Origin of the sequence: Paenibacillus phytohabitans (genome assembly GCF_013141775.1) — a bacterium.
In the GTDB taxonomy this organism is placed as follows: Bacteria; Bacillota; Bacilli; order Paenibacillales; family Paenibacillaceae; genus Paenibacillus_AQ; species Paenibacillus_AQ phytohabitans.
In genome coordinates, this window is sequence record NZ_WHOB01000041.1 from 1 (window position 1) to 25351 (window position 25351).

A 25351-nucleotide genomic window follows, 5' to 3' on the forward strand; every position below is an offset into this window, starting at 1 on the left:
CTGTGCCCGCGCCCCCGGCCGCGCCTGCGACCGTGTCTGAGCCCGCGCCCCCGGCCGAATGCTCATAAGCCATGGATCAGCGCCCTAACAAACCCGCAGCAATTCCTAACCCAGCTGCACCGTAGCCCCTCCGGATATCCGGCAAGCCTCGTCCCCGGCGGTGATCCATACATCCACTGCTGACGGATTATAGACCATCTCCCGGGAAGCGGAGAAGCGCAGTCCTTGTACAGCGGACAAGTAGTCGGCAATCTCGATATTGGTGGCATACCAGATCTCTTCATGGCCGCCCATCATGGCGGCGAACTGCTCAAGCTCCTCCCAGTTATCATTGTCGTTGAATTCGTAGCTGTGGCCCCATACATACAGAAGCTGCATATGGGAGAACCGGGGCTGCTCCTCCAGGAACTGCTTGCCCAGCGCCAGCATGTCGCGGTGATGGCAGGTGGGATGCCAAGCCAGGAGGTTGTCCGGCAGGCTGAAGCTGCCATGGGACTTTACCGTACGTGAATATTCAATTCCCAGCGCCGGCAGAACGCTCAGCACCTGATCACTGTAATCGCCGAACGGATAGGACATGCCCCTTACGGGATAGCCCGCTATCGCTTCCAGATGTCTGCGGTCCTTCAGAATCTCTTCGGCGATGCCCTCACGCGGGGTCATGGAGAGGAAGGGATGAGTACTGGTATGTGCTGAAATTTCATGCCCCTGATAGAGCGCTGCCACTTCGTCTTCAGTGATATAGCCTTCATTGCCGAAGAACCCCGAATTCAAATGGAATGAGCCCTTCAGCCCGTGCCGGTTATGAATCTCCACAAGCCGTCTGTCGTGGATTCTTCCATCATCCCAGCTTAATGTGAGCGCTTTAGTAACGCCGCCCGGGAAAAGATCAAATTTGATTTTCATTACCTGTTAGCCTCCCTGATTTCTCTCTTATAAGACTGAACTGAAAATTTATAATTTGGGATGGGTTCCCGGCTCCGTGGAGGGTTATGCCTTCCCGGCACGGCCAGTCTGCGGATTTCCTAAAAGTTAAGAATTTATAAGCTTCGCGCAATATATATTTCTTATCTTTCCCGCGGAAACGGATGCCGTTCTTTAAAAGGACGGCGTAGCAGTTTCTACTTGATCCGCTTCTCCCCAATATAAATTTACAGGCTCAATCTATACAAGACGCACTTCAGATTTGAACTTGAAGCTTAGTCGTCACAGCGGTGAACCCTTGAACTTCCGGCCGCTACCCGCACCTAAAGTTGCAAATTTCCCCTCCGATTCTTTTCGCTTTTCGTTAATTTCTGTAGTGCTTCTTATCTTTAGAGATGGTGAACGTGAGCATGTACTCCTCCTAATGATGAATACAGCCCCATCATGAACAATGCCAGAAATGAAAGCGATTAGCAAGATTCTTGTTAATGGACGGCATTCCGCCGCTTGACTACAATGGGGGGGGCGAACAGGGCTAATCAGTCATCAACAGGCTTCAGGCTTCACATGCTCATGGCCCCAGGTTCAGAGCAGGACATTGCAGAAGGAGGAGCATTATGGAAGCAGTATCACGGACAGTACTTGAAGGACATATCGGCCGCGTCATTGAGCGGATGAAGGATATGAGAGGCTCCATTCAGGAGACCGCGCCCATCGGTATTATCTCTATGGACAATTGGGAATGGCCGCAGGGGGTTGGATTGTTTGCCTTATACAGCTATTACCGGGAAACCGGAGATGAAGAGATTCTGCACTATCTGACCGGCTGGTTCGACAGCAAGCTTGACGGGGGCATTCCCGTAAAAAACGTCAACACAATGTGCCCGATGCTTACCTTAAGCTATCTGGCGGAGGAGACCGGACGCGCAGATTATCTGAAGCTGTGCCGGGAATGGCTGGATTATGTGCTGAATGACATGCCCCGCACAGAGGAAGCGGGTATTCAGCATGAGGTTACCGGCAGCCCGAATCCCGGACAGCTCTGGGACGACACGCTGTATATGACGGTGCTGTTCGTAGCCCGGATGGGGATTGTACTGAAGGAAGAGGACTGCATACAGGAGAGTATCCGCCAGTTTCTCGTCCATCTCAAATACCTGACCGATCCCGCAACAGGGCTATTCTTCCACGGGTGGACCTTCGAGGGGGGCCATCACTTTGCCCGCGCGTTGTGGGCGCGCGGCAACTCCTGGTATACGGCGGGGCTGGTGGATTACCTGGAGATGGTGGAGCTGCCGCCGGGTGTGAGCAGCTTCCTGCTGTCCTCGCTGGAGCGGCAGGTACGCAAGCTGCTTGAGCTGCAGACGCCGGAAGGCGCGTGGCATACCCTGCTGGACGACAGCAGCTCCTATCTGGAGACCTCGGCTACCGCCGCTTTTGCTTACGGCATGCTGAAGGCAGTGCGGCAGGGGCTGCTGGATGAGAGCTGCCGCAAGCCTGCCCTGGCAGCTCTTCACTATGTGCTGGGCCAGATTGATGAAGAAGGGATAGTACAGGGTGTATCTTACGGAACGGGTATGGGAGCTACGCTTCAGGACTACCGCGAGATTCCGGTCTGTCCGATGCCCTACGGGCAATCCATGACGCTACTGCTGCTGGTGGAGGCGATGAAGCATGGTTGATTCCGCCATGGTCAAGGGGCTGCCGGGACTGGACCGGATTGCGTTCCATAACGTCGCTGAGCTGGAACTGGCAGCAGGGAATGGCGTGTATCTGCGCCGTATTCCCCGCAGCGTCAGGGAGCAGCTGAATGAGCGGGGCCGGTTCATCGCCGGGGAAGCGGGCGGCTGTGAGCTTCGTTTCGTTACAGCCGCCCCGAATATCCGGGTAACCCTGTCTTTGCCGGAGGCGGATGGCTGTGTGACCGTATTCAAGGGCGGACTGTTCCATTCCAGGCATGAGCTTCAGGCAGGGACCATCCGCACGCTTCAGTTAAGCGAGCCGCCGCGGCTGGCGATGGCCGCCCGCCAGCTGCTGATGGGAACGGGCTTTGCACCGGAGGTGTGGCGCATATGCTTCGGACGGTATGCCTGCGTGGTCTGCGGCATTGAGACCTTCGGTCATCCGCTCCGCCCGCCGGAGGAAGCAGAGACTCCCCGGAAGCGCTGGATTGCTTACGGCTCCTCCATTACCAACGGTGAGAACAGCAGCCTGCCGTACATCGGCCAAGCGGCAAGAAGGCTGGCTGCCGATGTGCTTAATCTGGGCATGAGCGGCTCCTGCCAGTGCGAACGGGAGATGAGTGATTTTCTTGCGGAGCAGCAGGACTGGTCGTTCATGACGCTGGAGCTGGGCGTGAATATGCGCGATCATATGCCGGCGGATGAATTCCGTGAGCGGACCGGCTATTTGCTGGACGGGCTGGTAAGCAGGCATCCGGAGAAGCCAGTGGCGGTAATTACGATTTATCCCAACTTTGCGAATTTCCCGGCCAGCGGGATTGCGGACAAGGATATCCAGTTTAACGGGATTCTGCGCAGTCACGTACAGCGCCTGTCACACCCCAAGCTGAGCCTGATTGAAGGAAGCCGGGTGCTGGATGACCTTAGCGGGCTGTCCTGTGATCTGATTCATCCCGGGGATGACGGACATATCCGGATGGGGGAGAATTTGGCCCGGGAGCTGGGCGGAATCCTCTAACCCCAGGCTGCATAAGGGTTCTGCGGCGATTAACAGGTAAACTGAATATTGCTCTAACCGTCCGGAGCGGCTATGGTGAGGACATGAAACGGCCATTTCAGATCAACAGCAACATTTTTTAGAAGCAAAAACAGGCAAGCGAAAGGAGGCACCGATATGAAAGCGAATGGAGCCAGCGAAGCGGTGCTGCGGATGGATACTCTGCGGAAGACGGGAAGCAAGCGCTTCTGGCAGACCCGCCGGTTCAAGAACAATTTGCCGCTGTGGGTCATGTTCGTTCCGGTCATCGCGTTCTATATTATTTTCAAATACACGCCCATGCTGGGACTGGTCATTGCCTTCAAAAATTATACCTTCTACGAGGGGGTATGGGGCAGCCAGTGGGTCGGCATGGACAATTTCACCAATCTGTTCACCCAGGCGCAATCGGTGCAGATTATCCGCAATACGCTTGTGCTCAGTATATTGTCAGTGCTGGTCAGCTTTCCGTTTCCGATAGCGCTTGCAATTATGCTGAATGAAGTCCGGAACAAGGTTTTCAAAAAATCGGTCCAGACGCTGGTGTATCTGCCCTATTTCTTCTCCTGGGTCATTGTCGGCGGACTGGTAGTGACGATCTTTGCCCAGACCGGGGTTGCCAATGTGCTGGTTGAGAAGCTGTCCGGCAAGCCGTTTCCGTTCCTCTTCAAAGAGTGGTCCTGGGTATCGATCTTCCTCGGCTCGGGCATCTGGAAGGATGCGGGCTTCAATGCGATTATCTATCTGGCTGCACTGACGTCCATTGACCCCAGCCTCTATGAAGCGGCAAGTATGGACGGAGCGGGCAAATGGAAGCAGATCCGCAACATCACACTGCCCGGGATCAGCCCGACCATTGTCATTATGCTGATTCTCGCCATGGGACGGGTGATGGAGGTAGGCTTCGACCATGTGTATGTGCTCCAGAACTCGATTGTATCGGGGATCTCCGAGGTTATAAGTACGTACATCTACGCGATTGGACTACAGGGAGGGCAGTTCAGCCTGACGGCTGCACTGGGAATGTTCGATTCCCTCGTAGCGCTGACTCTGGTGCTGATATCCAATGCCATTGCCCGGCGTTTCAATAAAGGCTTGTGGTAACGGGAGGACACTATGCAAAGTACAAAAGGTGAAAAAGTATTCTACGGCTTCAATTATCTGCTGCTGACGCTCGCAGGCATTCTCTGTCTGCTGCCGCTGCTCCATCTCGCCTCCCTGTCCCTCAGCGGCAAGGACGCGGTGCTCTCCGGTTTTGTCACCCTATGGCCGGTGGAGTTCACACTTAGCTCTTATACCATGCTCTTCGAGGGAACGCCGGTGGTGCGTGCCTTTGGCAACAGTCTCCTGATTACCCTGGTCGGTGTGGCGGCCAGCATGCTGTTCACGATCTTCGCCGCCTATCCCTTGTCCCGCCGTGATTTCTACGGAAGACGCACGCTGACGCTGGCGATTGTGTTCACGATGCTGTTTACAGGCGGCCTGATCCCGACCTATCTCGTGGTCAGCAGTCTCGGGCTGGTGGATTCCTACGCGGCACTTTGGCTGCCGGCCCTGGTCAGCACTTATAATATGATGATCATGCGTTCCTTTTTCGAGAACATTCCCGAGGAGCTGGTGGAAGCGGCCAGAATTGACGGCTCCGGCGAATGGCGGCTGCTGGCGGGGATTATTCTTCCGCTGTCCCTGCCTGTGCTGGCGACGATCGGACTCTTTTACGGCGTGTATTACTGGAACTCGTTCTTCAACGTAATGATCTACATGAACAGTCCGGAGAAAATCAATCTGACGGTTCTGATCCAGCAGATGGTGAAGAGCCAGGCCGTCCTGCAGGAGCTGAATACCATGAACTCGCAGGAGGTCGTCAATATTACACCGGAGGGCATCAAGGCCGCCGGGATTATGGTTATGGTCATTCCGATGCTGATTGTGTATCCGCTGCTGCAGCGGTATTTTGTCAAAGGTGTAACCATCGGGGCCATCAAAGGCTGATCATTGCTGCTCATATCCGTAAGTACAAGAACATCATTATAGGAGGGTCACATTCATATGTCCAAACCCATTTGGCTTAGAAAAACAACTGCTGCCGGTGCAGCATCCCTGATGCTCGCTATCGCTGTCACAGGCTGCGGCGGCAATAATGCCGCCACGCAGGGCGGAGACTCGAACAAGGGAGATACCCCGGAGAAACGCGGGTCCATCACGGTATCTTTGTATGACCGTGGCACAGTCCCTGCAGAAGAGGGGACGATGAGCGACAACCGCTGGACGAAATGGGTCAATGAGAACGGGCCGGTGAATGTCAAATACGTTACGGTTCCGCGCTTTGAATCCCTGCAGAAGTTCAATGTGCTGTTCGCATCGAAGTCTGCCCCTGACCTGATCTTTGAATTTGATACCGCTTACCAGGGACAGCTTTACAACCAGAAGCAGCTCCTGCCGCTGGATGACCTGATTGCGGGCAGCAGTACAGAATATAAGGCGATGCTGGAGAAGTATCCGGCGCTGCGCAAGGCAGGCACGATGGCAGACGGCAAGCTGTACACGGTGGGACGTCCGATCCAGTTCGGTCCGCAGCATTACCTGTTTATCCGCAATGACTGGCTGAAGAAGCTGAACTTAGAGGTTCCCACTACCCCTGAGGAGCTGCTGAAGGTGGCAAAAGCGTTCACTGAGCAGGACCCGGACGGCAACGGCAAAGATGATACGCAGGGAACCGGACTCAGCTTTGTAGCCGGGATTATTCTGAACAACATGTTCGGCACCGGATTTACGCTGTTCGGCGAAGACCAATACCCTTGGGTACTGGAGAATGACAAGGTTGTGCATGACTGGGATCGGATCAAGGCGGCGATCTCCTTCCAGAAGGAGCTGTATACAGCGGGTGTGGTGGATAAGGACTTCGTCACCGATAAGAACGGGGAGAAGCAGAAGCAGGACTGGATCTCCGGTAAGCTGGGGATTTACGGCGGCAACGGTGCCGATGTCAGCACCTATGAGACGCTTAAGAAGAACTTCCCGGAAGCTGAGGTAATTCCGATTGCCTTGCCGACGACGGAATTCGGCCAGTTCAGTCCGACGCTGACCTCTCCGATCCAGATGACCGGGATGGTGAATGCGTCAGCCAAAGACCCTGAATCCGTGATAAAGATGATTGATTTCATGGTCACAGAGAAATACACCACCACGATTCAGAACGGTATCGAAGGCGTGCATTACAACAAGACAGCCGACGGCCGCGCTGAGGTGATCGATCCGGAGAAGAACAAGAAGGAGCTGGAATACAACCGCGATATGGGCATGCTCACTCCGCTGATCGGCAAGAATTACGGGCTGAAGAACAAGGTGAACCCTACACCGGCTGAGCAGGATTTCATCGCAATCTATGAAATGGCCGAGAAGCTGTATATGAACCCGGACCGCCCGATCGTCGGCATTACGCAAAAGGCCTTTCTGCCGCTGCTGCCGCAGGATCTGACCCAGATCAACACCAATGCGAATAAAACGATCCTCGACCGGGCCATGCAGGCCATCGTCAGCTCCGATCCGGCTTCGGTGGACCAGTTCATTGAGGAAGCCAAGGGGGTCTGGAACAAGGCAGGCGGACCCAAGGTCGATGAGTTCTATGCAACCTGGTATCAGGACAATAAAGCAGATGCCATTATGCTGAAGGATATTTATGAGATGGGCGAGCAATTGAGCGCGGTCGAATAAAGGTGAAACTTAACATAGGGGGCGGCGGAGTTGAACAATCAGGTTAGACAGATTCTGGAGCAGAGCTTTGCGGCTGCCTCGGAGGATATTGTGGTCGAGGAGGGGCTGGTCCGCTACGACTGGCCGGGTCATACCCGGCAGGTCTCCAAGCTGCCGTACTGCCACGAATCCCGGTTCTCGGCAGGGTATTATGCTTACGGCACATTGCTGGGCCGGATAGATGAGGCGGCAGGGCTGGAGATGCTTGAAGCGATTGCCGGGCTGCAGTTTACAGACCCGGAGCATGCGGATTACGGAGGGTTCCTCTGGTACCGGGAGGAGAGCATGATTCAGGATTCCAATGCGGCATTCTTCATTCTTATGCCGCTTGTGGCTGTACGCCTCTGTAAGCCCGGTGTATTCCCGGCCAGCCACCTGGTGGTGATCCAGCGGATGTTCAGCCATGCGGCGGCCTGGTTCTCCCGGGAATGCCGGACACCGGAGCTGTTCTACCCGAACAAGACGATGAGCGACGGCGCCATGCTGCTGGCCATCGCCCACTTCCTGGGGGAGCCTGCGTATCTGGAGACCGCAACCGGATACTTCCGCAGATGGGAAGAATATACGGTCCGCCGGGGCTGGGGCTGGGGGGAGAACATCAGCCTGGTCTATCAAGGAGTGATGATGAACGCGCTGAGGATTGCCGGTTCTGTTCTGCAGGAGCATGACCGGGAGCTCGCCGGACGGCTGTCAGAGCGGATGGATGCACTGAAGAACATTCTTGTCTTCCATGACGGGGAGGAACTGGTTCCGTCCATCCGCAGCTACAACTTCCGGGGAGAGACGAAACGGCCGAGCCTGCTGTGGCCGATTGCTGGTGTGACGGGGCTGGGCAGTCTGGCAGAGCAGACATTCTCGCTTAATGATGCGGCGACGCTGCTGCTGTTCGAAGATGATTTCCTTCAGGGAGAAGACTCTCCGTCTGCGCAGCCTGTGCCCAGGGTTCTTGAGGAGCGGATCTTCGACGCCTCCCGTTCCTATAGCTGGATCGGACAGCGTACCCGTCTGGGCAGCATCAACCGCTTCCCGGTCATGCCCGGAAGCTACCAGCATCCCACCTGGGGGCTGGGCTGGCAGAGCTTCCCGGTCAGCTTCAGCGTAAGGGACCAGCAGGTGTCCTATCTCCGCTGGTACGTGGATGATTCCGCTGCGGTGCGTACGCATCCGGCGGAGGATTACCGCACGGCCTATCTGATGCCTGCGCTGTTCGCAGAACCGCTGTACCCGGAGGTGGAGACACGTTCGGCCCAGCAGGGGAATGCCCTGCTGGTGGTCCGCAGCATGACCCGGCTGCATAACCGGGCAGCGGAGCTTGCGGATGAATGGGTCATCCACCGCTATGCCGGTGAAGTGGAGCAGGTAATGAACACAGCCGGAGGCCGGGAATGGCTGGTGCTGCATTATCCGGGCTGTGCGGTGGCGGTCACGGCGCTGAGGGGTATTTGTGCCGGGGCGGAGACGCGCGCCGCACTGCCTGTCACGGTGGTGCGGGAGGAAGGGAGGATCAGGCTCCGCCAGATCCTCTACACCGGGGACAGCACCGTTCTGGCGCAGCCCCGCCTGGAAGCGGGCTGGGCGGTGATATGTCTGGACGAAGCTGCCGAAGCGGGCGATGTCCGCAGCCTGCTGGATACGGTGCGGATCGATGACTACGAGGCGGATGACCGTGAGGTGCCGCGGGAGCCTTGGGCCCGGGTGCGGGAGATTGTGCTGGCGGCGGGCAATCTGCCGCCGGTTCAGCTCACTGTTGATCCTTACGCACCGTGACAACAGAGTTCAAGCTGATTAATGTAATGACTGACGTATGCTTACTCTTAATTGCACTTTGTACAACTAAATCGCCTGATGTTCCACCGAATATCTGTTTAGTTGTATTTCATACAATTAAACAGCCATTTGTACCTTGGCTTCACCCATTCGGGCAGATTTAGTTGTACAGACTACAGCTATAAGAGGCAAGCCTTCCTTTTGACTTTTTTTAATTGCACATTATACAACTATCACTTGATATCACTGAATGTTCACTTCAAACTGAACTTTATAAACTTTTGCACATGGTTGAGTGAATTCACTTCTGTAGCCCTAATGTTGTACTAGAACCGGTATACTTGCTTCCATACGGAAAGGTGGCTATTATGAGAAAATCAAGCCGGAAACCATTTTTTGTATGCGTTATCATTATGATTCTGCTGATGGGCCTTCTCCCCGCAGATTTGGGCTCTGTCGCCCGGGCGGACAGCACCTATAAGCTGGAGGAGACATTCGAATCCTATGGCCTCGGCACGAAGCCGGCCGGATGGACGATCAAGACGCCGCCGCAGGGTGTGAGTGTTGCTGTGCAGTCCTGGGAAGGCTATGCCGGCAAGCTGCTGGAGATCCATCAGGCGGCCAAAACGGCAAGCAGCTACAGTATAAGCAGATCCGTTACGGATGTTACGTACAGAAGCATGTTAAGTTATTCGTTCAGAGCGGAGCAGACAGGGGCAGTGGTCTATCTCCCTACCCCGCAGAGCGGGTCCGTTCCGCTGGTGAAATTCGCCATTAACAATGGCGCATTCAGCTATATGAAGAAAGGTGCCGGATCATGGACCTCCGTGCTGCCGATTTCGGCAGGCGTATGGTATGATGTGCGCCTGGCGCTCGACGGCGGAAGCCACAGCTTCGATCTGTCCATTGACGGCAGCAGGCTGCTGACGAAGGAACCGATGGCAGAGGGAGCAGCGTTAACCTCCTTCTATATGGGATTCTACAAAGACAGCATAGGCAAGATAGGCTTTGACAATTTTATTGTAAGCGGATACAAGCAGGCGGAAAGTGCAGCCTTCTCTCAAGAGAATTACGAGCTGCGAAGAGGCGCCAAGCTGCCCTTGCCGCTCCAGTTCACACCTGCGGATGCTACGGATCAGACGGCTGTCTGGTCTACCGGCAGCGAAGAGGTGGCAACAGTGGACGGGAATGGCCTTGTGACAGGCATCCGCCAGGGAATTACGACGGTTACGGCACAGCCGAATGAGGGGCTTCCGGCAGTAACGGCTACGGTAGCCGTGTATGAAGATCCGATCACGGACATCGTGCTGGCTCCGCTGGAGCAGGCGGTTCCCGAAGGCTCCCGTGTGCTGTTACATGCCTCGGTAACTCCACTGGACAATACGGATACAGGTATCCAGTGGGGAACGGAGGACGAGAGCCTTGCCGTGATTGACCGCTACGGAGAGCTGACGGGGATAAGCGCCGGAACGACTACAGCCTTTGTCACGGATGAGACCGGGAGCGTGCGCGCCGAGACAGCCGTTACTGTGACCGGCCGGACAACCGGACAGGAGCTGTATGTTGCTCCCGGCGGATACGACAGCAATGACGGGACAGAAGCATCGCCCTTCCGGACAATTGCCCGGGCCCAGGCCGCCGTACGCCAGTTGAATGATGATATGGACTCGGACATCGTTGTGAATCTGCGGGAAGGGACCTATATCCTGACGGAACCTCTGGAATTCACACCGGAGGATTCAGGGACGAACGGGTATTTTGTCACTTACCGCAGCTATCCCGGAGAGCAGGCGGCCATCAGCGGCGGACGGACTATTACGGGCTGGACAATGTTTGACAGCGCCAAGGGCATCTACCGGGCGAATGCCGGAACCGGCCTTACGACACGCCAGCTGTTCGTGGATGGCATCCGGGCGGTCCGGGCACGGAGCGCAGCGGGACTGGTGAATCCGCTCAGGACAGCAACCGGCTATACCTCCGATAATACGGAACTGGCCGGATGGGGCAATACTGCCGATATGGAACTGGTATTCAATGAGCTGTGGACGAATTCCCGGATCAAGGTGGAGTCTGTAGCTTCATTCGGCGGCAAAGCGCAGATTGTCCTCCAGGAGCCGGGCCGGAGCGCAGTCTTTAACCGGGGATTAACTTCGGCAACGGTACCTGTATATTACGAAAATGCGTTTGAACTGCTGGATGAGCCCGGAGAATGGTACTACAACCGGGTAGAAGGCATGCTGTACTACAAGCCGCGTGCCTGGGAGGATCTGTCAACGGCTGACGTTGTAGTTCCGGTGCTGGAGCAGCTTGCTACCATGTACGGGATATCGGCTGATGAACCTGTGCGCAATCTGAATTTTGAAGGCCTGAAGTTTATGTATACCACCTGGAACCGCCCCAGTACGGCAGCGGGACATTCCGATTCGCAGAATAACCATCTGCGTTATCCGTCCATTCCCGATGAGCTGACTGATGCGGCGGTGATGCTGGAGCTGGCTAATAGCGTGAATTTCCGCAGCAATGAATTTACCAAGCTCGGCATTACGGCGGTACGGATGCAGAACGGCGTTCAGAACAGCTTAATTGAAGGCAACCGCTTCTATGATATCTCAGGCAGCGCGCTGAACGTGGGCCAGCCGGATTCCTCGGACCGCATGATCTACCACCCGGCTGACCACAGGCTGCTGATGAAAAATAATGATGTGCTAAACAATGTGATTCATGATATCGGCATTGACTACAAATCGGCATCCGCCGTATCTGCGGGGTATCCGGTAGATATGGACATCAGCCATAATGAAATGTACAATCTGCCCTACAGCGGAACGCATATCGGCTATGGCTGGGATAAGCTGTTCGATGCCGCTACCCGGAACGTGAAGATTCAGAATAATCTGATCTATGATCTCATGGGAATGGGCTTGCGTGATGGAGGCGCCATCTACAGTCTTGGACCTACCGGGGCCACAGCTGGTGAGAAAAATCTGGTCAGCGGCAATTACATCCGCAACCAGATGGACGGGAACTCCGCCTTATACACGGATGAAGGCTCCGCCTACTGGAAATTTGAGCATAATGTGATCGACCTGAAGGATACGCCGCTGTGGCATTCACCGCTCCGCTGGGCGATGGCCTATGTGCCGACGATCCATGACGTGGATTTCGTGAACAACTATACAACCACGGACGGCTATACCAACAACGGGCGCAATGTTCTGTTTGCGGACAATACGGTCCAACCGGATGCAGAGTGGCCTCAGGCGGCAATGCCGATCATTGACCAGGCCGGGCTTCAGCCGGAATATGCCTGGGCAGCAGAAGGGCAGGTCAGCCGCTGGAAGCTGGATCCGCTGAAGCTGGCTATTGGAGGGAGCGAACTTGCACCCATTCAAGCGCTGGACGGCAAAGACAGACCACTGGGCACGGCAACCAGCCGCTTCTTTTACAGTATCGTTGATCCTGCCGTGGCCTCCGTTAATGCAGCGGGCGAGGTGACCGGACTCAGCCAGGGGCAGACGAAGCTTATCGTAAGCATCATTAACGGCTCCATTCTGCGGACAATCACCACGGATGTATTCGTAGGAGACACCTTAGCCGCAGTCCGCCTGGAAGGGCATGACGGCAATGTGGCGTATGTTCATGAAGGCGCGGACATGCAGCTGCAGCCTTACGGCGAGACGCTGTTCGGCAACCGCGAGGAGCTGGAGGAGGTCACGTATACAAGCAGCGATCCTTCCATCGTCAGTGTCAGCGGGAACGGCCTGTTAACGGCACATCAGACCGGAACAGCAACGCTGACGCTGTCAGGCGGTTATCTGGGCACGGTGACGCAGGGACAATATGAGGTTAAGGTATGGAATGAGACCAGCACCTACGATCATACCCTGCAGACCGAGGTGCAGGACCCGGATGGCTGGTATGTATCGGCCACCGCCAACGGGCTGAAGGAGACCGGAGCAGACCAATTGACCCTTCGCGCTCCCGGGGGGCATGTCATTTACCAGAACCGCAAATACCAGAATGAGCTGCTGGATTTCACTATGAAGATCAATGACAGCGCGGTCTCGTCCAATTGGTATGCCCTGATGCTGAATAATCAGAGCAAGGAACTGAGCTATAGTACCGGTAGTATGTACCTGGTGGTTATAGGGACATCGGGTATTGAGCTGCACCGCTTCAACGAAGGGGTGCGGACCGTGATTTACGGCAAGATTGACGGCCTGACCAGTCTGGGCGGGCCGGCTATTCCGAATACAGCCATAACCTTCGGGGAGCAGAGCCGCGTTCAGCTTGGCGCTTTTCAAGAATCCGGGGGTGTGCGCCTGATCCTGAAGGCTGACGGGGTGCAGATCTTTAACTATCTGGACACCACCGCAGGAGCGATTGGAGAAGCGGGATACTTCGGGCTGATCTCCCGCAATGCGAGCACAGAACTGGGGTACTGAACAGACTACACTTATGAACCCGGCCCCGTAGTCAATATCACTTAAGCGATAGCCAACATCTGGACTTACAGGGGATGACACCGATGCATAAGAAATGGCTGTACCGACTGATTCTTTCCTATCTGCCGATCCTCTTTGCTGTGGTATTTTGCCTGATTATCCTCTTTTTCCTGACCTTAAATGAAGCAATGGAGAGACAGACGGCCAAGGCAAACGGTGTATACGCAGAGAATGTGCTGCAGATCGTGGATACCACCCTCCGCAACCTGGAGACTACAACGATCAAAAGCCTGCTGCTGGATGATCAGGTGAGCAGTTATTTTGACCGCCCGGGGCAGCTTGACCCTTATCATGATTACGGGGTAACGGAGGTGCTGCTGGATTTCATGTCGCCGCTGCCGATGATCGATTCGGTCTATTTGTACCGTGCGGCCGACGGCAAAGTGCTGATGCAGCATTTCTCGTCCAGTCTGCCGGATTTCGGGGACCGCAGCTTTATTGAGACAGCGATGAAGAATACGGGCGGCCCTGTCTGGAGCGGAATCCGTGATTTGCAGCTTTTCTCCGGTGAGGATCAGCCCAAATCAGTCATTTCGCTGGTGGAGCAGGTGCCTTATTTCTCCGGTGAGCAGGGATTGATTGTCATTAACGTGCGGAAGCAGTCTCTGCAGGCGCTGATTCAGGATATGAACATGGCGAATACGGAGATCTGCCTGAAGGATGCCGGAGGGCGCGCTTTTGCAGGGGCGGATACCTGCTCAGACCCGCAGGCTCAGGAGCAGGCGGTAAGCCGCATGTCCTCCTACACGGGCTGGACAATTAAGGTTGGAATGGCGCGCGCAGAGGCCTTCTCGCTGCTGTCAGCCTTCTCTAATGTCTGGGCGATTCTGGGCTTTGCGGCGGTCTTCGGCGGGATTGCGGCCATGACGTATATCAGCCACCGGAATTACCGTCCGATTGAGCAGGTAATGAGCCGGATTTACACGTTCGGAGCGGACCGTTCCTCAGGCTGGAAGCCGCAGAGCAAGGGGGATGATGAATTTTCCTTCATCGGCCATGCGCTGGAGAGTCTGATTGAGCAGACGAACAGCTATGAGAAGCAGCAGGCCGAAGGAATCCTGCACAGGCGGAATCAGTTGTTCAAAGAGCTGCTGGAGAACAGCGGTCAGGTGTCTGCAGAAATATGGAGCCGGGAATCGGAGCGGATTGGAATGGCCGGTGAATTTGCAGGCGCGGTTGTGGGCATTGCCGAGATCGATTTCTATGAGGCTTTTGCTGCAGATTACTCTGCCCGTGATCAGGCGTTGTTCAAATTCACCCTCCGCAGTGTGATTCAGGAGATCGCCGAGAAAGAAGGGGAACCGCTCTGGACAGAGTGGATTGGACCGGGGCGTCTCGGGCTGCTCTTCCGCCGTTCCGCCGCTGGAGCAACGGCTGATGGTGCCGAGAAGCCGCTGATGATTGCCGAGAGTGCCCGCTCCTGGGTGAAGCAGCATCTCAAATTCACGGTAACCTTTGGCATCAGCGGGCCGGCGGCCGGTCTCGGCGGCTTATCGGATGCTTACCGCAAGGCCGTAGGTGCGCTGGAACGCAAAATCACCGGCGGTCCCGACCGCGTCTATGCTGCACCGGCAGAAGGCAGTTCCCCGCCCCAGGCGGAAGGAATGGATGTGCTGGTGCAGGCCATCGGTGCGGTTCCCCAGCTGTACCGGCTGGGGAACGACGAGTGGAAGCCGCTGCTGGAGCGGATCTTCGGGCTGCTGGCAGGCGGCAATTACTCCAAGGAGGACATTGTCCGCCTGCTGCAGCTGCTGGAGGCTGGCCTCTCCAGGGAGATGCAGGAGCTGCCGCCGGAGATGAAGGGGATATGGAATAACGGGCGGTTGCGCGGAATTCCGCAATCTCCGGAATCCTTCGAATGGATAGAGGAGCTGCGCGGGGAGCTCCTGGCTTCTCTGGAGGAGATAGAGGAGGCGCTGCACGGCCTGCGGATGAACCGGGAGCAGTATACGCTGGCTAACAAGGTGCGTGAGTATATTGCCCTGCATTACGCCGATCCAGATTTCTCCCTGACCCATGCCGCCGACAGCTTCGCGATGAATACCAAAGCGCTGAGCCGGATCTTCAAGGAAGAAATCGGTGAGAATTTCGTCGATTATCTGGCCCGGCTGCGGATGGACGAGGCCAAACGCCTGCTGACAGAGACCTCCGAGCCTGTCCAGAATATCGCTGAGCGGGTGGGGTATTTGTATCCGATGTCCTTCATCCGCGTCTTCAAGAAGCTGGAGGGCGTAACCCCGGGAGAATACCGCAAGGAGCGGAGCGGCCCTCCGCATGGCGAGCGGCAGGGCTAGGCCCGGACCCGGGACCGGGCGGCTCTTGCCGGGGGATCAAGGGCAGTTCAGATGCATTTTCCACAGGCCCAAGGGCGGGTATATAGCTTAAAAAGGCGGCAGGGGGAGTTTCCCCTTGCCGCCTTTCTTTGTACTTGTCCCCAGAGAAGGGAAGGGAAGTGGAGGTTCTATGCACTTTGTAACGAAATGCAATAGAATATCATTTTTCCGCAATTCCAAAGGAGTTTTATTGCACAAAGTACAGTCCGCCAAACCCGCAACATTATCCCGGTTGCCGATATTGAGAAAACTGCAGTTTTCCGCTTGTCTGCCGCTACATTCCGGCCTTATGCATCCGGTACTCGGAGGGCGTGCACAGGAACACTTTTTTGAATTGTCTGGAATAATAATTATGATCCCGGAACCCGCTGTCCATGGCCACCTGTGAGATGGTTAATCCGGCATTGCGCAGCAGCGTGCAGGAATACTCCAGCCGTTTGCGGATGACATAATCCATGGGCGTCGTATGATAATTCCGGGTGAATACGCGGAGGAACTGGCGCTTCGACATATAAGCCAGATCTGCCAGAGACTGAAGTGAAACAGGCTGCAGGAAATGCTCCTCAATATAGGTAACCGCCTCACCGATCTGCAGCGCCCTGTTCTCCGTTCCGCCGCCATTCTGCCGGTAATATCGTGATAGTGTGCCGACAAGCGCGGTGAAATACGTACGGATCATCAGCCTATAGCCGTCATACTGCCGGTCATACTCCTCCAGAATCCGGTCCAGCAGAACAGTAGCCTCTTCCAGCTGCGCGGGCTGCAAGGAGAGCATGCCTTTGTAATACATCTCTTTGCGGAAGAACGGCTCCAGATAGAACAGCGCCTGAAACCCCGGCAGGAGCTTCAGCTCAGGCAGCTGCAGCAGCTGATCGGGATGGAACATCACATTGATGTACTCAATATTCTGCACATTTTTGTACCCATGCGAAATATCGCTGTGGATAAAAAACACCTGACCCGCCGATACGGGGTACTCCCTCCCTTCAATGATATGAATCGCGCTTCCCTCCAGAATGACCACCAGCTCCGAGAAATCATGGCAGTGAACATAATAATCCTGAGTCAGCGGGCATTTCTGAATGCGGAAAGTAAAGCCAGGCTCGAGTCCTAAATCCCGTGCATAGAGTTTATTTGTCATGTCGTTATTATGCTAAAGAAGGGCATGATCGTCAAGGAACCGTTCCGCCGTTTGCGTTAATCTTAAGAGGAAGATGACACACGGTTGGAGGGAATTTATGCAGCGATGTTTATATAGAGCCGAATGCAGAGAGGGATGCGGCCCGGCTGCTTTTTTGGGCTCACAGGTGGAATTGCTTAATGAACGTATGGACTGGCTGGGCATTTCTTGGCTAAGCATCTTTCAAGACGGCCAGGGGCTGTTTCTATATTACGAATGCAGCGGCAAAGAGGCTCAGCCGGAGCAGCTGTTTCCGGGCGCATTGGAGATCCTCAAGGTCTGGCCGGGCGGGGAGTATCCTCGGATGTGGGTGCCGATGATGGACATTTTTCATTATCAGCAGCCGGTGTCCGGGCAGCATTGGAAGCGCAACCAGATTCCGGGGGCGCCCTACGGCAGGCTGGCAGTACTCAAGCCGGAGCAGGTCTCAAGCTATGTCTATTACCATTATCAATATCAGGAGGAGCGCCCGGGAGACGGTGACAAATACGGGATCATCGGTCTTCATGAGAACCTGCTGTTCTTTTATTCCGAGCTTCCTGCAACTGTGGAGCCCGCTCCCTATAAGGGGAAACTCACAACGAATCTGCGTCCGGAGCAGTGGGGAGAGGTTATGGAGCCGCATTTTATCAAGTGGAAGAATGTAGAGCCGGATCAGGAAATCTGGAAAAAGCTTACGCCTGTCTTAACGATCACCCTCCCGCAAAGGGGAAAAGGAGAATGAATATGCTGCGCACATCCATATGCCTGAACGGCGAATGGGATTTCATGCCGCTCTACGATCAGCCGCGCTGCCGCAGTCTTCCTGAGAGACTGCAATATGAGGCGCGCAAGATACAGGTGCCTTCGAGCTGGCGCCACAGCTATAAGACGCCTTCGGGCAGGAAATTTGGAGAAGTACCGGACCATAACTTCGTGCCGTTTGATGTGTACGGCTACCCGGGAGAATGGGATGCGGCCGAGGCTGGGGTGCTGCACCGTTCTTTTCAGGTGCCGGAGACTATGCTGGGGCAGCGGATTGTGCTGCGCTTCGATGGAATCATGCAGAAGGCAGCGGTATATCTGGACCGCGAGCGGATTGCCGTCTGGGAGGACGGGTATTTGCCTTTGCGGCTGGATATCACCCGGCTGGTGAAGCCCGGCCGGGAGCAGCAGCTGCATGTGGTATGCGGAAGCTTCGACATGGCGGTGCTCCCCTCCGGGGAGGAGAGAATCACCGGACTTGCCGGTTCGTGGTTCGGCAGGATCGCAAGGGGAATATGGCAGGATGTCTTCCTCGAAGGCTACCCGCCTGTATCGCTGGAGGATCTCACGATCCGCACCTCTGTCCGGCAGGGCATGCTGGAAGTAGAGGCCCTTATTGGGACGGAATCCGGCGGACCTGCGGTGGAATCGCTGCAGGTGTTCCTGAAAGTCAGGGAACGGAAGGCCGGTACCCTGCCTGTGAAGGGTGCAGAGCCGCTGCCGGTGCTTGAAGCGGAAGCAGGAGTAGATGTTCTGCCTGTGCAGGCGGGAGAAGGAAGGCAATTATGCTGGAACACCGGCAGCCGGGAGTGGGGCGGAGCATCTTTTGCGCTGCCCTGGCAGGATGCCGTGCTGTGGAGTCCGGAGCACCCGGTTCTATATGAGCTGGAGCTGGAGCTTCAGGCAGACGGGGAGGTCCTTGACCGGCGGACCGATGTATTCGGCTTCCGGGAGTTCTGGTGCGAAGGCCCGCAGTTCATGCTGAACGGGATTCCCGTTAACCTGCGGGGCGATTCCTGGCATTTCCAGGGGGCGGCGCAGCAGACAGAAGACTATATCCGCAATTGGTACCGTCTGTGCAGACAGGCGGGCATCAACAGCATCCGGCTGCATGCCGAGCCGTATCCGGCTGATTATCTGCGGATTGCCGATGAGGAAGGAATGCTGATTGTCGATGAGACAGCCATCTACGGGTCGAGCAAAACCATGGATGCTGCCCACCCTGATTTCATCTCCAATTGCCGGACGCATGTGCAGCGGCTGGTACAGCGGGATAAGAATCACCCATCCGTCATTCTGTGGAGCGTGCAGAACGAGATGCGCTGGGTGGACGGCCGGGATACCTATAAACAGCATATCCCGGGTCTGATGGAGCTGATGAGAGCCCTTGATTCTACCCGCCCGATTATGGTGGAAGGGGATAACCGGTTGGTCACCAAGCAAGGGACAGAGGTGGAGAGCCGCCATTACAACATTGACGGCACGATCGCGCAGTGGGACCGCAGCGTTCCGCTCACCTTCGGCGAGCATGGCGGATGGTGGTACATCTGCCCGCAGAACAGCAGCATGTATGTCGGACTGGACGCATACCGTGACTCAGATGCAAGTGCTGCCGGCTTGGCCCAGAAGGAAAGGCTGTTCGTGGAGTATGCACGCCGCCAAGGTGTCTCCGGTATCTCTACCTTCAACTTCGCCCATTATTTCATGCGGGCGATGCCGGAACGGAATATTCAGCTGCCGCCTGCCGACCTGACCACACCAGGCCCTAAGCCTGCGGTAATTCCGGCTTACTCCCTTTCCCTGAACAACGGGCTGCTGCCGGAGGAATATCCGGCATTCAAGGCCAATCCCGCTTTTGCCATTATGGCTGAAGCCTTCAAGCCGGTGACATTGATTGCCGCCGAATATAACCGCTGCTTCTTCGATGATGAGCCGGTCCGCCGCAGCTTCGATGTCTACAACGATACGCTGGCAGAACAGGAAGTGACTATTGAATGCACCGTCCGGCAAGGCGGACATGTGGTTCATAGCCAGACGTTCCGTTTCCGCCACGAGCCTGCCGCCCGCCGGAGCATCCGGCTGGAATGGATGCCGGAACCGGTCAATGGTGAAGGAGCAGGAGTGAGAGGGGATGAAGGCGTAGGCGTAGGAGCAAGAGCAGGCGATGGGGCAGGAGCAAGAGCAGGAGATGGGGCAGGAGCATCAGCAGGAGTAGCAGAAGCGGAAGCGGTGCTGTCTGCCCGGCTGTTCCATGGCACGGAGCTGAAGCATGAGCTTCAGTTAAGCTACCGGCTGCTGTCTGGGAGCTGCAAGACAGAGCCGGTAGAAGTAGCGCTTCCCGCTTCTTATATAGGCTCTGACCGGGACTATGAGGCGATCCGCGCCCTGGTGCCCGGTCTGGTCCGGTCAGAAGCGGAGGCGGTAGAGCGGCTTGCGGGCGGGACGCTGCTGATTGTCGGCAGCCGCATGCAGGACAAGGACGGGGCGCTGGACCGGAAGCTGAGAAGCTACGTGCAGCGGGGCGGCAGATTACTGCTGCTGGAACAGCTTCACCTCTCCCCCGGCAGGCTCCCGCTGGTACGCAGGGAATTCATCCGTGCCCATGCAGGCGACTATGGGCATCCGGTGCTCCAGGGTCTGCGTGCTGAGGACCTCATGTACTGGCATGAGGGGCCGCGCGAGGACGGGCCGCTGCCGATTATCCGTGCAGCGTTCGAGAAGCCGGTGACCGGTGATTTCACCCTGCTGCTGGAATGCAGCGCGGGTGACTTTGGAGACGGCGGCGATCTGTGGTCGCCGCTGCTGGAGTACCGGAGCGGAGCGGGCATGTTCCTGGCGAATCAGCTGGAGATCATGGATCATCTCCACCGGATTCCCCAGGCCTGCCTGCTGCTGCGTAGCCTGCTCCAGTATGCGGGCCGCGCAGTCCACGCGGCCGCTGTACCGGTGCCCGCTGCGGTGTGGGTCCGCAGCGGCGGGGCGGCGGAAGCCTTGCTGGGCAAGCTCCGCCTGAAGGGCCAGAGGCTGGACAGCGCCGCAGGCTTGTCCAGCCTGAACCCCGGCCTCCTGGTCGTGGAGGCCGGACTGCTGCACGGCCCGGGCGCGGCGGAAGCCGTCCGGCAGGCGGCAAGTGCAGGCAGCGCAGTGCTGGTGCTGCCTGCAGAGCCCGGCGGGCAGGAGGCGCTTGCCCGCCTGCTGGACCGCCCCGTGCGTATAGCGCCGCACGGGACCTATCATCTGGCGGCGGACTATACGCACGCCGCCGTCCGCGGGATCAGCCCTGTCGACCTGTTCGGGTTCGACAAGGTGCATCTCTCGCCCCGGGACGTGGTCAACCGGGAGCTGGCAGGTCACAGGCTGGAGGTGCAGGGCGCGGAGGTGCTGTGCACCAGCGTGGAGGGCACAGCCTGGAAGGATTACTTCGCCGGGTTGCATACGGCGGAATACAGCAGGCTGGCGCTGGTCGAGCTGAACCGCAGCAAGGCCTGTGCTCCCGGAGCTTTTGTGATCCGCCAGGCAGTCGGCGAGGGTGAGATTATCTGCTCGCAGCTGCTCACCGACCCGGGCAGTGACAAAAGCCTGAGGCTGTACACCCGCCTGTTAGGCAATCTGGGGGCCGCCTTCACGGATGAGCTGCTGCAGCTGGATAAAGGAGATGCGCAGTGGGCGGTGGAAGCCGCAATGACGCTGTTCTGTCCGCCGTATACCGATTATCAGGCCATGAAGGATTACTATACCGACCCTGAATTCTCCCTGAACAATCTGGGCGAAGGCCTGTACGGCTGGATGAAGAAAAAAGAACGGCGCGAAGACGGAACGCTGCTGATCCCGGCGCCGGAAGGCCGTCCGCTGTTTCTGAGCTGCTTCGTGCATCTGCCTGCGCCCGTCTCCGGCAGCGGGGAACCTGCGGATATCCGAACCGGCAGGCTGCGGGTGAACTCAGAATGTGCTTACGAGATCTATATGAACGGTCAGCATGTGACTCAGCCGGAGCGCGAGATCACTCTGACAAGCGGGATTAACCGGCTGGTTGCCATCGTCCGGGGAGGCCGGGAGGATATCTCCTTCGGCATGGTTTTCCTGAACCCGGATGGCACGTATATGAATGATTTGGAGTTCCGCATGACAATGGATGAGGTTGAGCCTAAATAAGCAATAAGAATAAGCAATGAGTAATCCTAAATGGAGAGGAGCCAGACTAATGACAAAGCAACCGGGAACAATCCATCCGGCAGGCCATTCCGGCCGCACACAGAGTAACAAGGCTGCAAAGCCGGCAGCCGGGGGCAGCGCGTTTGCCCGCGAGCAGGAGCTGGACCAATATTTCACCTTCCGCGATGACGCAAAGGAGGTAGAGTTCAAGCGCCATGATATGCCGACCCCATGGCTGAACTATTTATCCAACGGCACCTTCCATACCATGCTGTCCCATGCGGGCGGCGGATTAGCCTTTTATAAATCTCCGCAGATCTGGCGGATTACACGCTACCGTTTCTTTCATCTGCCGACCGACCGCTCCGGGCCTTATATTTACCTGCAGGATGCCGGGACGGGCAGCTATTGGTGCCCTACCTATGAGCCGGCTTTTCAGAAGCCGCAGGAATGGAAGAGCAGCCACGGCATGGGGTATACCCGCTTTGAAGCCGCGCAGGATGAAGTTTCGGCAAAGACCGTTTATTTTGTCGGACCTTTCGAGAACTCGCTGATCTGGAATTTGACGCTGACTAACCATAGTACAGAGGTCAAGGAGCTGAACGTGTATGCCTATGCCGAGTTTGGCATGATGGAATTCATGCGCGAGCTGCAATGGCAATGCTACAACAAGCATCAGGTGTCGGTGCAGTATCATGACAAGGAAGCCCTTATCTACAAGTACGGAGTTGAGAATCAGCCTAAGCCGGATGAGACGCCGCTGGTCTATATGATGTCGGATGCGCCGCTGGCCGGTTATGACGGGGACCGGGAGGAATTCATCGGCAGCTACCGCAGTGAATCCAATCCGGCTGCGGTCGAGCAGGGCGGCTGTACCGGCTCGACAATACTTGGCGGAGATCCTTGCGGAGCGCTGCAGGTTCAAGTGAGGCTGCAGCCCGGCGAGACCCGTACCGTGAACTTCTTCCTGGGGACGGCGATGAATGAGGCTGAGATCGAACAGGCCATCGGCCATTCCCGGGAGGCGGATTTCGTCACCCGTTCCTTTGCGGCGCTTAAGGAGAACTGGGACAGCTATCTGGGCGCCTGGAACTGTGAATTGCCGGATAAAGATGCGCAGCGCATGATCAATATCTGGAATCCGTATCAGTCGCAGCGGAACTTTCTCTTCTCGCGCAATATTTCGTTCTATGCTACGGGGACATTCCGTGGAGTAGGCTACCGGGATACTGCGCAGGATATATTGGCCGTAGCTCCATTAGATCCGGAGGCGGCCAAAGACAAGGTCCGCCTGCTGCTTGGGCAGCAGTATCAGGACGGGCATGTGAATCATTACTTTTTCCCGAATGAGGGCTGGGACCCGGTGACCAGTATTCACTCGGATGACCACCTGTGGACGGCGCTGGCCGTATGGGATATTCTCGCAGAGACCGGCGATGCCGGATTCCTGCAGGAGAGTCTGCCTTTCTATGATGGCGGGGAAGCGCCGCTGTATGATCATTTGAAGCGTGCGGTAGACTTCACCGTCTCCCGGCTGGGGCCGAACGGCTTCCCGCTGATGCTCCGCTCGGACTGGAATGACCAGCTGTTCCGCGTCTGCCGTGAGGGCAGAGGGGAGAGCATCTGGACGGCGATGCAGTTCGGAACCGTGCTGCTGCGCATGAAGGATCTCGCGGCGGCAGCCGGTCATCCGGAGCATGCGGCGGACTATGACAGGCTGTACGAGGAGCAGAAGCGGCTGGTGAACACGCTGGGCTGGGACGGCCAATGGTTCCGGCGGGCAGTCATGGATGACGGCCGTTATCTGGGCACCGCTGAGCATGACGAAGCCCAGATTTGGCTTAACGCCCAGACCTGGGCGACCCTGTCCGGCATGGGAGAGCCTGATAAAGCGCTCCAGGCCATGGACAGTGTCCGCGACATTCTGGATACGGAGCTTGGCATTAAGAAGCTGCACCCGTCCATCACCAATTTCCCCGATCCTGCAGATCCATTGACCAATTACAACAAGGGGACAGGCGAGAACGGAGCTGTCTTCTGTCACGCCAATACCTGGGCGATTATTGCGGAATGCATGCTGGGCAGAGGAGATCAGGCCTACAAATATTACCGCCAGCTGATTCCTAATATTGCGATGGAGCAAGCCGGATTATGGCGCTATAAAGCGGAACCGTACGTCTATGCCTCCAACCTGTTCGGACCGGAATCTGACAGATTCGGGCTGGCGAATGTATCCTGGCTGACCGGAACTGCTGCGTGGATGTATGTAGCCGCTACGCAGTATATTATGGGCATTAAGCCCGTACTCGGCGGACTTTCGGTTAACCCGTGCATCCCTTCTTCATGGGAGGGCTTCTCCGTTTCCCGGAGATTCCGCGGCTGCTTGTATGAGATTACCGTGAAGAACGAGAGCGGTGTCTGCACAGGCGTCAAGGAAATCCGTGTTGACGGTGAACTGCTGGCAGGTACGGTAGTGCCTGTCTATCCGGATCGTAGCTCGGTGAAAGTGGAGGTTCTACTATAGTTATAGGCAGAGCTTAATGCATACTCAAAAGTGTCCCGCCAGCTGCACCAGCAGAATTATGGCGGGCATTTTTTATCCCTCGAAATAGAAATTATCCTCAAATTCTCCGTCACGGGATGCTGCGGCGGCCGGAAATAGCAGTTGGATTTTCTCCACTTGCTGATGAACGAAGAGCGTCTGCTGAAACAGCAGTTGGATAAACAGCACTTAAATCGCTGCGTATGAGCTACATGAAGGTAAATGAACTGAATTAAATGCCTTTTTTCCAATTGCTTGCTTGAAATCACTCCATTCGTCCGAATTAAGATACGTTTTTCCACTTATATATGCTGAACCTAAGAATGATGACCTGCCGATGGATGAACCCCTTGCTACCCAAGGGTTCCGCACATGCAACAAGTTGGATACTTAAGTTCACACTATGTAGCATCATATGGGCGGTCTCTCATAACAGCACTCAGCAGCCGGCTTATGCAAACTCCACACACCTTTCGCTCGCATCACCAGCGCCATTCTCAGCAGCCTCCGTAATTTCCGCAAAGCTTCCCTCAAAACATTCCCCAACCGGCGCGCGGGCTTTGCTCAAGGTGGTGGTCAACCCTCCGAAAAAACAGGCTTGTTTCCGGGTTTACTTTTACGCCGGGCGTGATATAGTATAGCTATAAGTTGCATTGAGGAAATATAGTTGCATTATCGCAACAATGATTATCATTCTCATTTAACATGCTGTCCCGGCTAAGCCGGGGCAGCA

General features: G+C 56.3%; 13 protein-coding genes. 11 read left to right on the plus strand and 2 right to left on the minus strand.

The annotated features are described in order from the left end of the window. Window positions 1-105: 105 nt before the first annotated feature. Window positions 106-906 carry a polysaccharide deacetylase family protein gene (locus tag GC101_RS15025; RefSeq protein ID WP_171717897.1) on the minus strand — a complete coding sequence of 267 codons (801 nt, stop codon included), beginning with the start codon at window positions 904-906 and terminating at the stop codon, window positions 106-108. Between the two features lie 635 nt (window positions 907-1541). On the opposite strand from GC101_RS15025, the gene bglB reads away from it, so the two are divergent. The 8 genes from bglB (at window position 1542) to GC101_RS15065 (ending at window position 15961) form a co-directional block, all read left to right on the plus strand. After that, the gene (bglB, locus tag GC101_RS15030; protein ID WP_171717898.1) at window positions 1542-2606 is read left to right on the plus strand and encodes a beta-galactosidase BglB; all 1065 of its coding nucleotides are present in this window, start codon (window positions 1542-1544) and stop codon (window positions 2604-2606) included. Continuing rightward, on the plus strand, window positions 2599-3624 hold the full coding sequence (locus GC101_RS15035) for an SGNH/GDSL hydrolase family protein (protein ID WP_171717899.1): 1026 nt from the start codon (window positions 2599-2601) through the stop codon (window positions 3622-3624). The genes bglB and GC101_RS15035 overlap by 8 nt, the downstream gene beginning before the upstream one ends. 192 nt (window positions 3625-3816) lie before the next feature. Continuing rightward, window positions 3817-4746: an ABC transporter permease gene (locus GC101_RS15040; protein WP_171717947.1), complete on the plus strand. Its 930-nt coding sequence runs from the start codon at window positions 3817-3819 to the stop codon at window positions 4744-4746. A 12-nt stretch (window positions 4747-4758) separates the two neighbouring features. Then, the gene (locus GC101_RS15045) at window positions 4759-5634 is read left to right on the plus strand and encodes a carbohydrate ABC transporter permease (protein ID WP_042239768.1); all 876 of its coding nucleotides are present in this window, start codon (window positions 4759-4761) and stop codon (window positions 5632-5634) included. Window positions 5635-5691: 57 nt separating this feature from the next. Then, complete coding sequence (locus tag GC101_RS15050) at window positions 5692-7356, plus strand: extracellular solute-binding protein (protein WP_171717900.1); 1665 nt, start codon at window positions 5692-5694, stop codon at window positions 7354-7356. Between the two features lie 30 nt (window positions 7357-7386). Next, complete coding sequence (locus GC101_RS15055) at window positions 7387-9162, plus strand: hypothetical protein (protein ID WP_171717901.1); 1776 nt, start codon at window positions 7387-7389, stop codon at window positions 9160-9162. Between the two features lie 368 nt (window positions 9163-9530). Continuing rightward, window positions 9531-13607: an Ig-like domain-containing protein gene (locus GC101_RS15060; RefSeq protein ID WP_171717902.1), complete on the plus strand. Its 4077-nt coding sequence runs from the start codon at window positions 9531-9533 to the stop codon at window positions 13605-13607. Between the two features lie 83 nt (window positions 13608-13690). Then, window positions 13691-15961, plus strand: a complete 2271-nt coding sequence (locus tag GC101_RS15065; RefSeq protein ID WP_171717903.1) for a helix-turn-helix domain-containing protein — start codon at window positions 13691-13693, stop codon at window positions 15959-15961. Window positions 15962-16274: 313 nt separating this feature from the next. On the opposite strand, the gene GC101_RS15070 is transcribed toward GC101_RS15065, so the two are convergent. Then, window positions 16275-17141 (minus strand): AraC family transcriptional regulator, encoded by an 867-nt coding sequence (locus GC101_RS15070; protein WP_171717904.1) that lies wholly within the window; start codon window positions 17139-17141, stop codon window positions 16275-16277. 97 nt (window positions 17142-17238) lie between these two features. Here GC101_RS15070 and GC101_RS15075 point away from each other — a divergent pair, with 97 nt between their 5' ends. Genes GC101_RS15075 through GC101_RS15085 form a run of 3 tightly spaced genes read left to right on the plus strand, consistent with a single transcriptional unit; the run spans window position 17239 to window position 24600 of the window. Beyond that, window positions 17239-17904: a hypothetical protein gene (locus tag GC101_RS15075; RefSeq protein WP_246354345.1), complete on the plus strand. Its 666-nt coding sequence runs from the start codon at window positions 17239-17241 to the stop codon at window positions 17902-17904. Then, the gene (locus GC101_RS36140; protein WP_246354346.1) at window positions 17901-22076 is read left to right on the plus strand and encodes a glycoside hydrolase family 2 TIM barrel-domain containing protein; all 4176 of its coding nucleotides are present in this window, start codon (window positions 17901-17903) and stop codon (window positions 22074-22076) included. Before GC101_RS15075 ends, GC101_RS36140 begins: the two co-directional genes overlap by 4 nt. A gap of 49 nt (window positions 22077-22125) precedes the next feature. Next, a complete protein-coding gene (locus GC101_RS15085) occupies window positions 22126-24600 on the plus strand; it encodes a GH36-type glycosyl hydrolase domain-containing protein (protein ID WP_171717906.1) in 2475 nt (824 codons plus the stop codon). Window positions 24601-25351 lie beyond the last annotated feature (751 nt).

Bases quoted from the DNA above. Each gene is read 5' to 3' on its own strand.
- GC101_RS15025 (WP_171717897.1), bottom strand. From the start codon at position 906: ATGAAAATCAAATTTGATCTTTTCCCGGGCGGCGTTACTAAAGCGCTC.
- bglB (WP_171717898.1), top strand. From the start codon at position 1,542: ATGGAAGCAGTATCACGGACAGTACTTGAAGGACATATCGGCCGCGTC.
- GC101_RS15035 (WP_171717899.1), top strand. From the start codon at position 2,599: ATGGTTGATTCCGCCATGGTCAAGGGGCTGCCGGGACTGGACCGGATT.
- GC101_RS15040 (WP_171717947.1), top strand. From the start codon at position 3,817: ATGGATACTCTGCGGAAGACGGGAAGCAAGCGCTTCTGGCAGACCCGC.
- GC101_RS15045 (WP_042239768.1), top strand. From the start codon at position 4,759: ATGCAAAGTACAAAAGGTGAAAAAGTATTCTACGGCTTCAATTATCTG.
- GC101_RS15050 (WP_171717900.1), top strand. From the start codon at position 5,692: ATGTCCAAACCCATTTGGCTTAGAAAAACAACTGCTGCCGGTGCAGCA.
- GC101_RS15060 (WP_171717902.1), top strand. From the start codon at position 9,531: ATGAGAAAATCAAGCCGGAAACCATTTTTTGTATGCGTTATCATTATG.
- GC101_RS15065 (WP_171717903.1), top strand. From the start codon at position 13,691: ATGCATAAGAAATGGCTGTACCGACTGATTCTTTCCTATCTGCCGATC.
- GC101_RS15070 (WP_171717904.1), bottom strand. From the start codon at position 17,141: ATGACAAATAAACTCTATGCACGGGATTTAGGACTCGAGCCTGGCTTT.
- GC101_RS15075 (WP_246354345.1), top strand. From the start codon at position 17,239: ATGCAGCGATGTTTATATAGAGCCGAATGCAGAGAGGGATGCGGCCCG.
- GC101_RS36140 (WP_246354346.1), top strand. From the start codon at position 17,901: ATGAATATGCTGCGCACATCCATATGCCTGAACGGCGAATGGGATTTC.
- GC101_RS15085 (WP_171717906.1), top strand. From the start codon at position 22,126: ATGACAAAGCAACCGGGAACAATCCATCCGGCAGGCCATTCCGGCCGC.